The 10,781-nt window shown below is 42.7% G+C and carries 9 protein-coding genes; 4 read left to right on the forward strand and 5 right to left on the reverse strand.

Annotated features, from left to right (window positions below):
* Window positions 1-31: 31 nt before the first annotated feature.
* On the reverse strand, window positions 32-769 hold the full coding sequence (gene purC, locus HWQ44_RS21300) for a phosphoribosylaminoimidazolesuccinocarboxamide synthase (RefSeq protein ID WP_292722667.1): 738 nt from the start codon (window positions 767-769) through the stop codon (window positions 32-34).
* 652 nt (window positions 770-1,421) lie between these two features.
* Here purC and HWQ44_RS21305 point away from each other — a divergent pair.
* Window positions 1,422-1,697 carry a hypothetical protein gene (locus HWQ44_RS21305; RefSeq protein WP_292722670.1) on the forward strand — a complete coding sequence of 92 codons (276 nt, stop codon included), beginning with the start codon at window positions 1,422-1,424 and terminating at the stop codon, window positions 1,695-1,697.
* Between the two features lie 31 nt (window positions 1,698-1,728).
* Here HWQ44_RS21305 and HWQ44_RS21310 read toward each other — a convergent pair whose 3' ends face one another.
* The 4 genes from HWQ44_RS21310 to HWQ44_RS21325 all read right to left on the reverse strand — a co-directional run bounded on the left by HWQ44_RS21310 (window position 1,729) and on the right by HWQ44_RS21325 (window position 7,892).
* Entirely contained in the window at window positions 1,729-4,329 is a 2,601-nt protein-coding gene (locus HWQ44_RS21310) for an adenylate/guanylate cyclase domain-containing protein (RefSeq protein WP_292722672.1), read from the reverse strand.
* 184 nt (window positions 4,330-4,513) lie between these two features.
* On the reverse strand, window positions 4,514-5,644 hold the full coding sequence (locus HWQ44_RS21315; protein WP_292722675.1) for a glycosyltransferase family 1 protein: 1,131 nt from the start codon (window positions 5,642-5,644) through the stop codon (window positions 4,514-4,516).
* Window positions 5,645-6,036: 392 nt separating this feature from the next.
* Entirely contained in the window at window positions 6,037-7,191 is a 1,155-nt protein-coding gene (locus tag HWQ44_RS21320) for an NAD-dependent epimerase/dehydratase family protein (protein ID WP_179069093.1), read from the reverse strand.
* A 170-nt stretch (window positions 7,192-7,361) separates the two neighbouring features.
* Entirely contained in the window at window positions 7,362-7,892 is a 531-nt protein-coding gene (locus tag HWQ44_RS21325) for a hypothetical protein (protein WP_292722678.1), read from the reverse strand.
* A gap of 357 nt (window positions 7,893-8,249) precedes the next feature.
* Between HWQ44_RS21325 and HWQ44_RS21330 the strand changes: the two genes are divergently transcribed.
* From HWQ44_RS21330 to HWQ44_RS21340, 3 genes are all read left to right on the forward strand, one after another.
* Window positions 8,250-8,603, forward strand: a complete 354-nt coding sequence (locus tag HWQ44_RS21330) for a hypothetical protein (RefSeq protein WP_292722680.1) — start codon at window positions 8,250-8,252, stop codon at window positions 8,601-8,603.
* A 78-nt stretch (window positions 8,604-8,681) separates the two neighbouring features.
* On the forward strand, window positions 8,682-10,193 hold the full coding sequence (locus HWQ44_RS21335) for an AAA family ATPase (RefSeq protein ID WP_094331397.1): 1,512 nt from the start codon (window positions 8,682-8,684) through the stop codon (window positions 10,191-10,193).
* 141 nt (window positions 10,194-10,334) lie between these two features.
* Window positions 10,335-10,685 carry a DUF1257 domain-containing protein gene (locus tag HWQ44_RS21340; RefSeq protein WP_012407317.1) on the forward strand — a complete coding sequence of 117 codons (351 nt, stop codon included), beginning with the start codon at window positions 10,335-10,337 and terminating at the stop codon, window positions 10,683-10,685.
* Window positions 10,686-10,781: the final 96 nt, after the last annotated feature.

The raw sequence follows: 10,781 nt of genomic DNA on the forward strand, positions 1-10,781 counted from the left end.
AGTTCCTTCTGACCTTTTGGTTTTTACCTGTTTAAGTTGTAGTTTCTACTGCTTTTAGCACTCTTTGTAAAACCTCCTGGTAGGCATCCTCTACATTTCCTAAGTCTCGCCGAAAGCGGTCTTTGTCCATTACCCGGCGGTTTGAGTCTTCTTCTGCGGTATCCCACAAACGGCAAGTGTCGGGGCTAATCTCATCTGCCAAGAGCAACTGCTGTTGTGAGTCCAAACCAAACTCTAGTTTGAAGTCTACTAGAGTAATGCCGCACCGCTGCCAAAAGTTATTGAGAAATTCGTTGATTTGCAATGCTAGATGTGTAATTGCGTCTACTTGTTCCGCAGTAGCTAGTTCTAGCAGGTACAGGCGATCGCGTGTCAACAAAGGATCTCCTAACTGATCGTTTTTGTAATAAAACTCAACCAAAGGCTGTTTCAGAATTGTACCCACTGGTAAACCTGTTTGCTGACACAAACTGCCAGCAGCAATATTTCTGATCACTACTTCTAAAGGTAAAATCTTTACTGCCCTCACCCGCATCTGATTCGGGGCAGGGCTGTCGATAAAGTGAGTTTTTATACCATTTGTCTCCAACTGTTTAAAAAGTTGGCTAGAAATGCTACAATTAATTTTTCCTTTTCCTTCGATGCTGCCACGCTTTTGGGCGTTAAACGCCGTGGCGTCGTCCTTAAAATCAGCCAACAAGACTTCCGGATCGTCCGTTGTATAGAGAATTTTCGCTTTGCCTTCGTATAACTTGGAATTAACAGACATGGTGACAGGTAAAGTTTTAGGCGATGGACAAAAGTTGTCCTTTGAGGCTTCACCATTTTATCTTTAGTTATTAACTATTAGCCATTGATGATTATTTCAGAGGAAGCAGGGCGATCACAGGAGCAGGAGGGTAGAGAAAAATAATTAATAACCAATACCCAATGCCCTCTTCTTGTTCACTACTCAGTAGCTAGTTTCTAAAGATTCCGAACTGAATCTCTAACTTTTAACAGAGGACAATTGGCTTAGGTATATATTATGTTTACCTAAGTAGTATTACTATCATATTTGTAACTATTTTTGCGAAAAAATTGTTACTCAGACATACGGATATGTTTTAATAATTTGTATATTAGGGTTTCGACTGAAGTTGATTACAATTTGAACTTCATAATTTAAGATGAGATAAATTAACAACGGGGAGGAAAATCAAATATTCTCTCTAGTTACTTTAGTAGAAACTTTTTTGTAACATTTACAACAAAAGGATTTGAAGCTTTATCATCTAGTCTCAAAATCTGAATCAACCAATCCCGGCATCACCAAGTGGAAAAGGAGTTAGATGATTTGATTTCTCCCAGTCTGACAAAAGATAGATTAGGTTAGCTAGTGATTCAGCTTTAGAAACTCAAACACAAGGTGAATTGAATAAATGGAGAAAAAAATAGTGAACAAGGATGATTTTCTCTTCCCTCGTGGTCGCTACTACGGACAGGTCAAGCCAGAAAACTTGGTTTTTAATGCAAATCTCCAAGAATTTGCCCAACGTGTAAGTTACATTTGCAACTTAGAAACAGGTGGAAAAGTGCCTCCAGGTGCAGCTTACGAACAAATAAAGGATCTATGGAAACAGTTGAAACGCTCAAAAAAAGAGCTAGGAATTGGCGAAGATCCGTTTCAGGATGATCAGGGGGAGGCTAAAGGTTGAATGGGCAATGGGGCATTGGACTAATGACAGCTTACTTAGTAAGCATTGTCCAAACACCATCCCAAGACTCTGGGGGCGGTGTTTGTTGATAATTATATGCACGTTCTAGGTGGATATCAACAGCTTGGTCTTGGGGTTTGATGCATTTGGCGGCTTCAAAACAGGCGATCGCTTGCGAGAAGTTGCACGATAAATAAGCAGCGCGTCCAGTATGATAGTGCAACAAAAACTCTTGAGTGTTGACATCTAACTCAGTAGTGCGATCGCCAATTAACTCGTAGATATTAACTGCCTCGTGTTTCCCTTTGACTCGGATTTTATCTAACTGGCGCACCCAAATGCGATCGCTGCACAATTGGTAAGTAAATTCGCTTAAAAGAATATCACAACCGTAATCTTTAGTTACCGCTTCTAAGCGCGAACTTAAATTTACACCATCTCCAATGACGGTGTAATCCATCCGTTTGCGAGAACCAATATTACCCGAAACCACATCCCCAGAACTAATCCCGATGCCAATATGAATTTGTGGTTGCGCCTGGATAATTCGTCGTTGGTTAAATTCCTCCAAGCGTTGTCGCATATCTAAGGCTGACTGCACAGCCCTCCAAGCATGATTTTCTGTAAGTGGTAGCGGCGCACCAAATACCGCCATTAAGGCATCACCAATAAATTTATCGAGAGTGCCTTCGTGGTTAAAAACCGCCTCCACCATCGTTTCAAAATACTGATTGAGCAGCAATACCACCTCAGCTGCACCGAGATTTTCTGTAAGTGTTGTGTAGCCCCGGATATCAGAAAACAAGATAGTTACTTCCTTCCGTTCGCCTACCATTAAAGCGTCTTCCCCTAGTGCCATAACTTGTTCCGCGACATGGGGCGTCAGGTAGCGGGACATAGTAGTTTTCATCCGTTTTTCCTGGGTAATGTCTTCTAAGACCACCAAACCACCGCGGACACCGCCTTCTGGGTTAGTCAGGGGATTAACAGTGAGATTGGTACTGCGCTCTAATATTTGTACCTGATTAGAGGATAGAAACTCAGGTTGAGGAGTAAGGGGTTGATTCCAGGGAATGAAAATATCGGGGTTAGTGCGATCGCGCAGTGCTAAAATTGAATGCTGATTCCTAAGTCCTGTTAGCGGTAGCGGAGCATTTAGCCCATCCTGATTTTCACTCAGCACTTGATAAAGTCCCAGCATCAAACTTTGCTCTGGCACATAATGTTTAGCTCCAGTTTTTAGACTATCTTCTAGTCGCATTTGGAGATTTTCAATCGGCACAACTTCCCAAACTAGGCGACCAATCAAATGTTGTTCCCACAAAAGCTTGTTGTTTTTACTATTAGCGTCTCCTATCGGACAACCCAGCAACTCTAGAGCTGCATCATTAATCGTGACAATCTGTCCTGCCATATCTGTAGAAATCACCGCATCTGACAGACTTTGTAAAATGTCTTTTTGATACTGTTTTTCTAACAGCACATTTTCAAACAAACGAGCATTTTCTAAGGCAATTCCTGCCTGAATATTAAAAGCCCGCATAAATTCTTCATCAGAAGCAGTAAAACTGCTTTGTTGCTTATTAATTAATTGTGTAACACCAATCAATTCATTTGCAGAATTAAATACTGGCAAACAGAGAATATTACGAGTTACATACCCAGTTTTTCTATCTGTAGTTGGGTCAAAGCGGGGGTCTTTATAAGCATCGGAAATATTTAAGGCTTCACCAGTGGAAGCTACATATCCAGCAATGCCACGGTTAGCGGGAATACGAATTTCTATCAAGTTTGTGCCATCTGCTGCTGCTGCAACCTTCGTCCAGAGTTCGCTCATCTCTTTTCGATATAAAAACAGTGTGCTGCGGTCTGCTTGCATTAAAATTCGAGCTTGTTCCATGACTATCTGCAAAGTTGCTTCTAAATCCAGACTTTGCCCCAGTGTCTGAGTTGCCCTCAGCAAAGCCGTTGCGCCTCTTTGATTACGAGCGGCTACATAAAAAGATTGGCAGCTTTCCAAGATAATACCAATCGAAGCGGCAAAGTCTCGAAAACGTTCTTCATCATCATGATTAAACGGAACATTCCCGGTTTTATTAGCTAGTTGCACTACCGCTACAGTCTGGTTTTTGCTACTGATAACGGGCATACATAAAATATTACGGATTTTGTAGCCCATTTGTTTTTCAAGTTCTGGGCTAAATAGGGGGTGAGTATAAGTTTCAGATATATTCAGATATTGACCTGTACTAGCAACATGTCCAGGGATACCTACTGTAATGGGAGTACGAATTTCTAAGAATTTTTGGGTATTATCTTGAGGAACTTTTGACCACAATTGACCTTTGTCATAGTCAACTAAAAAGATAGCTGTGTGTTCTGCTTGGAGGATTTGACCAATTTTGAGTGTGATAGCTTCTAGCACCTTCTCCAACATAGTTTCTAGAGCTTCATTATTAATCAGTTCAATGGCTCTCAGAAATTGCTGGAACTCAGCAGTTATGAAGTCGAGTAAGCAAACAAATTCATTAACAGATAAGTCTTTGACACGACGCAGTAGGGCATGAGTACGATTAACTTGAGTCAGTTCAGTTAATATCGCCAAGACGCTGCCTGGATTGGGGAGTGTCACGTCGCTTTGCTCCGAATTAAAAATTCAAAATTCAAAATTAATAATCCCCATAAATAAATGGGCTTGTATCATGAGTCTGTTTCGGTCATGGGGATTTTAGATTTTAGATTTTAGATTTTGGGCATAGGGCATAGGACATGGTTATTAATTCTTCTTCCCCTGCCTCCCTCATCTCCCCACTCCCTTATTTTGCCAACTGTTCAGAAAATATCACCTTTTGATAGTAATCTTGTAGCTGTCTGGTGGCAGCTGCCCAACCCCAACTTTCTGCTTCCTGACGAGCATTTTGACGGATAATGTCTCGTTGTTGTTTTTGTTCTAAAAGGCGAACAGTAGCAGCTAACGCCCCTTGAACATCTGCTGTTGGCTCAAAAAGATATCCATTTATGCCATCTGTCACAATATCAGGAATTCCCCCGGAACGGGCTGCTACCACGGGACAGCCAGCAGCCATCGCTTCTAGTAGTACTAAGCCTAGTGTTTCTGTACGGGAAGGAAAGATAAAGGCATCAGCACTCGCAAAGGCAGAACCTAACTCTTGCCCCATAAGATAGCCAACAAAATAAGTGTTTGTGCCAGCAAAGTGTTTTTGCAATGCTTGACGGTGTGGCCCATCTCCAACCAATGCCAACCGCGCTTGGGGAATTGCTTCTAAAATTGGTTTGATGCGCTCAATTTCTTTTTCAGCGGAAAGCCGCCCAACGTAAAGTAGCAATGGACTTTCTGGATGATTTTGTGATAGACGCGATCGCATCTCTACATTAGCTAAATCGGGGTGAAATAATTCTGTATCTACCCCACGCTGCCATAAATCTACACGTTCAATACCATGTGCTGTCAGTTCCTCCACCATTGCTGTGGAGGTACACAGATTCAAAGCCGCTTGATTATGAGCGCCTTTGAGCAGTTCCCAGAGAAAACCTTCTAGCATCCCCAAGCCGTAATGCTGGAGATATTGAGGTAAATGGGTATGATAAGAGGCCACCAAGGGGATTTTGAGAATTTTGCTATAAAATATGCCAGACAAACCCAAAACGGCTGGATTCACAACATGGATAATATCAGGCTTGAACTCTTCTAAAACATAACCAATGGCTGGGCGGGGTAATGCCATTTTCAATTCTGGATACAATGGCAGAGGAAAGCCAGTAACGCCGTAAACTTTAGCGCCTTTGTGTTCAGTGATGCCTCCATCAGGGGCAATTACCAGTACTTGATTACCACTACGCTGTAGATGGTCAACAGTATGGCGCAGGCGCGTTACAATGCCGTCAACCTTGGGTAAAAAGGTTTCGGTAAATAGAGCAATTCTCATAAAAAACTATTCAGTCCAGGCAGATAATCTCAGCTTTGCTTGCATTTTGGTATCAAACACAGAGTAAACTCTCTCGCGTGGTGTAATCAACTCTCCACAGTCAAAATAACTGTAGTAAACAGTAAACAGTAAATTTAACGTGAGTTCGACAAGTCTTATTTGACCTCTCCCCCAACCCCTCTCCGACACGGAAAGGGGAGCAAAAAGCTGAATTTTTCGTTGCTCCTCCCTCTCCGAAACGGAAAGGGAGGCTGGGAGGGAGAGGTTCATCGAACTCACGTTAAATTTAGTAGTAGCTGGAAGATACGCCTGATAAATAATAAATATTTGGTCGTCATATTGTGCTAAAATATGACGACCAGTTTTAGACCCACGATTTACTGGGGTTTATTTTAATTTCTGTGCCAAGAGACTTTAGGCAGAATTTGTTTGTGATCAACTCGTTTCTGATACTTAATGGCAAAGTTTAACAGAGAATCGAGGAGAGAATCAGAGAGCAAGTGAGGCTGTAAACCTAAATCGAGCAATTTGGTGTTTTTCGCGTTGAAGTAATGTTCTTCCTTCTCGACTCTGGGATTATCTAGGTGATTGATTTCTACGTTCAATCCGATAGCGTTACCAGCTTTTTTCACCATCAATGCCAATTCGCCAACGCTGAATTGTTCGGTAAATTGATTAAATACGCGGAATTCACCAGCTTCGGCAGGGTTAGCGATCGCTAATTCCACACATCTTACTGTATCCCGAATATCCAAAAATCCGCGAGTTTGTCCACCTTTACCGTAGACAGTTAACGGATGTCCAATAGCTGCTTGAATACAAAAGCGGTTCAGTGCTGTACCAAACACACCATCGTAATCCAGCCGATTAATCAATAGTTCGTCTATCCCCGTCTCTTCGGTTAAGACACCATAAACTACACCCTGATTTAAATCAGTTGCCCGCAATCCCCAAATCCGGCAAGCAAAGTGGATGTTATGACTATCATGGACTTTGCTTAAATGGTACATTGAACCGGGTTGCTTGGGATAAGGTAGGGTATCCTTGCGTCCATTGTGTTCAATGGTGATATACCCTTCTTCGATATCAATGTTGGGTGTACCGTATTCACCCATTGTCCCCAGCTTCACTAAATGACAGTCGGGGAAATCTTCCCGCATGGCGTACAGTAAGTTCAACGTCCCAACTACATTATTAACCTGGGTGAGAACTGCGTGTTCTCGGTCAATCATGGAAAATGGGGCTGAACGCTGTTCACCAAAATGCACAAGGGCATTTGGCTGAAATTGCTGTAATGTTTTATGGAGAAACTCGTAATTTGTGATATCGCCGATGAACAAGTCGATCGATTTACCCGTCAAATCTTGCCAGCGCTGGAGACGTTGTTGAATTAGTGCGATCGGAGTGAGAGTTTCGACACCAAGTTCATTATCCCAGTGCCGCCGCACCAAACTATCTAAAATTCCAACTTCATAACCTCGATTGGAAAGGTAAAGAGCAGTTGCCCAACCGCAATATCCATCACCACCAATAACCAGGACTTTCATCTTCACCAGTTTTTACTCGCTGATAGCTAAATCTATCAGGTTTCTGTACCCTCTTAATCATCATTCTGGCGGAGATGTGGATTTTGGGGGAGATGAGGGAGCAGGGAGCAGGGGGACAAGGAGAATAAGTATACCCAATGCCCAATGCCCAATCCCCAATGCCCCATATCTCACAACTTCGTAATCCGATACTGCTGGGCAATGTAATAAAACAAACGATAGTAATCTTGAAATTCTTGGCTCTTGCTTCGTCCCTGCAAAGAGTATTTCACTTGACTCTGAGTTAGTGTCAGTGTCATCGAACCTACTTGTTGATCAACTTCTACAACCATTACCCCAGATACTCCTTGGGAGGTTTGAAAGTTGGATTTTATCTTTTTCACAGACTCTTGAACTGTAACAATTGAATTTGGTAACTGCTGACTTGCCCACCCCCGAATTTCCACTGAGTTATTCTGCGGTGAAATAAACGCAATTCCATCATCATTTGCTGGGACTGCTAAAGAAGTCCAGTTACTAGGATATGGAAATTCAAAGCCATAACGGGAGTTGCTATAAGTTTTCCAGGCGATCGCTCCAGCGTTAAAATCATTTGCAGTACAACCCCACAGAATTATTAACAGGGCAATGACTCCGCTAACACTGACGGTAAACCGATAAATTCTTCGCCCCAAACTACAGGTTTTATTAGCAGTAGCCATTTACGTTACACATTTTGCCAAAGTCACTGATTTTATAGAAATACCAGAAACTCAGATCAATACCTTGCACTGAAAGAGCGCTCATTAAAAATTAAATATTCTTTCAGGATATTTACGATTCTCTTTTCAGGTTTCAGTAGATAAGCTTATAAAGAGTGCTTTATCACACATTTTATCTACAGTGCATCTCAGACACGCGAACCAAATTTGGAGCTTTTTCACTCAATGAACAGCATTTCAAGCCTAGATGTAAACAAATGTAACAAAATCAGCGTTAAAACGTTTTACTGTCTTGACAACCAATAAAAGAACCGATAACTTGATATACATACCCGGGTAAGACCGTTAAAGAGTTATATGCAAACGCAAACTAAGCAAAAGGTCACTTTGTATTTATCGCCAGAGTTGCACAGAAAACTGAAGATTCGTTCAGCAGTTGATTCCGAACCAATGTCAGAACTTGCCGAACGTGCCCTTGGTTTTTACCTGTCTAATCAAGAGTTAGTTGACGAGTTAGAAGACTCTTCTTATGGGCGGACTCATAGAGTTTATTCATGCCCAACTTGTGATAGTTCACTAGTCTTACGTGATGGGGAACTGGTTGCTTTGGGCAATCAACCAGGAGTAGTTGGTCAAGAGCATCTTTCCATTGATGAAATGGATGAAGATGAAACCAATCCCAAGGGCGAGGAAGAGTTAGTTCCTTGCTAAATAGATATTCATGATTCGGTTGTCTTTACCAGAAGCAATGTCTCTACTGTCTCTATAAGGTCTCAAGTAGGTCGAAGTATGAAAGAAGAGCTCAATATCCTAATTCAAGCTCAATACCCTTTAATCTACCTTGTGACCTCCGAGGAAGAGCGGGCCGAGCAAGCAGTTTCCACAATCGCCCAGTTGTTAAAGCCCCAGCGCCGAGTATTTATTTGGACAGTAACACACGGGATTGTAGAGTATGGTCAACCCCGGAATGTCACCCAACATAATACCGTATCTCCAGAGGCGGCAATTGAGTGGATAATCCGGCAGAAAGAACCAAGTATATTTATTCTTAAAGATTTACACCCCTTTATAGATGCGCCTGCAACAAACAGATCGTTACGTGATGCGATCGCTAGCTTTAAAGGTACGCAAAAGAACATTATTTTGATGTCCCCAATGCAACAAGTACCTATAGAGTTGGAAAAAGAAGTTGTTGTTATCGACTTTACACTGCCAGATATGGCAGAGTTGAATAAAGTACTGACTCAGCACGTAGACCAAAATCGTGGTCGACGGTTGACAACAGAGGCTAGAGAAAAGCTTCTCAGAGCAGCTTTAGGTCTAACTAAAGATGAAGCTGAAAAAGTCTACCGAAAGGCGCAGGTAACTACAGGGCGTTTGACGGAAGATGAAGTAGATATCGTTTTATCTGAGAAAAAGCAACTAATTCGGCGCAATGGAATCTTAGAATACATTGAAGAAGATGAAACCATTGATGCTGTAGGTGGCTTAGAAGAGTTAAAAAGATGGCTCAAGCAACGCTCTAACGCTTTCACAGAAAGAGCGAGAGAGTATGGTTTGCCTCAACCAAAGGGGATGTTAATTCTCGGAGTTCCCGGTTGCGGTAAGTCATTAATTGCCAAAACTACTTCCCGACTGTGGGGTTTACCACTGTTGCGGTTGGATATGGGGCGAGTCTACGACGGCTCAATGGTGGGACGGAGTGAGGCAAATCTGCGGAACGCCCTGAAAACAGCAGAATCTATTTCCCCAGCGATTTTGTTTATCGATGAATTGGATAAATCCTTTGCTGGTAGTGGAGGTTCATCTGATTCTGATGGGGGAACTTCAAGTAGAATCTTCGGCTCCTTCCTCACATGGATGCAAGATAAGAAATCACCAGTGTTTGTGATGGCAACCGCCAACCGAGTAGAACGCTTACCTGGCGAATTCTTGAGGAAAGGACGCTTTGATGAAATATTCTTTGTCGATCTGCCAACACCAGAAGAACGGCAACACATTTTCAATATTCACCTGACGAAACGCCGTGAAGACATCTCTCGATTCGATCTTGAGCAACTAGCCAAGATGTCTGATGGCTTTTCTGGGGCAGAAGTTGAGCAAGCGATCGTTGCGGCAATGTATGAAGCTTTTGCCCAAGATCGGGAGTTCACCCAACTAGATATTATTGCTGCACTGAAGGCAACCTTGCCGCTGTCTAGAACGATGCAAGAACAAGTAACGGCTCTGAGAGATTGGGCCAGACAGCGCGCACGCCCCGCAGCATCCTCCGTAGCTGAATATCAGCGAATGGAGTTTTAAAAGCTTTCCTCTGCCATCCCAGGGGGAAAGGCTAGCTGAAAATGCTAGCAGTTATAAGAAAAGCCGCATCCTGTTAAGCGCGGCTTCGCCCAAAACAAACCGTTGTCGTTTTTCTCAATCTTCTCATTGGAGGAAACCCAAATGTCTCACTTTAGCACCCTGCGTACCAAAATCACCGATGCCGAAATCCTCAAGGCTTCCTTGCGCGACCTAGGTATCAGCGTAAAGACTGAAGCTGATGTCCGTGGTTATAACGGTCAGCGTGTCCGTTCTGACATTGTTGCTATGTTGGATGGCGAATATGACCTAGGTTGGTCTCGCAACAGCGATGGTTCTTTTGACCTAATCGCTGACTTGTGGGGCGTTGCTAAGAAGCACAACCAAACCGAGTTGATCAACTCAATCAACCAAAAGTATGCAGTTAACAAAACTTTGGCTGAAGTAAAACAGCGCGGTCTGCAAAACGCCAATGTGAAGTTGGTATTGCAATAACAATTTCTCTGCGCGTTCCCAAAGCTGCACGGGTTAACCACATAAATAGCGGTTAGCCCGCTTTTTTATCGGGACTGAGATTTATTTCTCAGTCCC

Origin of the sequence: Nostoc sp. JL34, from assembly GCF_017114945.1 — a bacterium.
Classification (GTDB): domain Bacteria; phylum Cyanobacteriota; class Cyanobacteriia; order Cyanobacteriales; family Nostocaceae; genus Nostoc.

Bases quoted from the DNA above. Each gene is read 5' to 3' on its own strand.
- purC (WP_292722667.1), bottom strand. From the start codon at position 769: ATGTCTGTTAATTCCAAGTTATACGAAGGCAAAGCGAAAATTCTCTAT.
- HWQ44_RS21305 (WP_292722670.1), top strand. From the start codon at position 1,422: ATGGAGAAAAAAATAGTGAACAAGGATGATTTTCTCTTCCCTCGTGGT.
- HWQ44_RS21315 (WP_292722675.1), bottom strand. From the start codon at position 5,644: ATGAGAATTGCTCTATTTACCGAAACCTTTTTACCCAAGGTTGACGGC.
- HWQ44_RS21320 (WP_179069093.1), bottom strand. From the start codon at position 7,191: ATGAAAGTCCTGGTTATTGGTGGTGATGGATATTGCGGTTGGGCAACT.
- HWQ44_RS21325 (WP_292722678.1), bottom strand. From the start codon at position 7,892: ATGGCTACTGCTAATAAAACCTGTAGTTTGGGGCGAAGAATTTATCGG.
- HWQ44_RS21330 (WP_292722680.1), top strand. From the start codon at position 8,250: ATGCAAACGCAAACTAAGCAAAAGGTCACTTTGTATTTATCGCCAGAG.
- HWQ44_RS21335 (WP_094331397.1), top strand. From the start codon at position 8,682: ATGAAAGAAGAGCTCAATATCCTAATTCAAGCTCAATACCCTTTAATC.
- HWQ44_RS21340 (WP_012407317.1), top strand. From the start codon at position 10,335: ATGTCTCACTTTAGCACCCTGCGTACCAAAATCACCGATGCCGAAATC.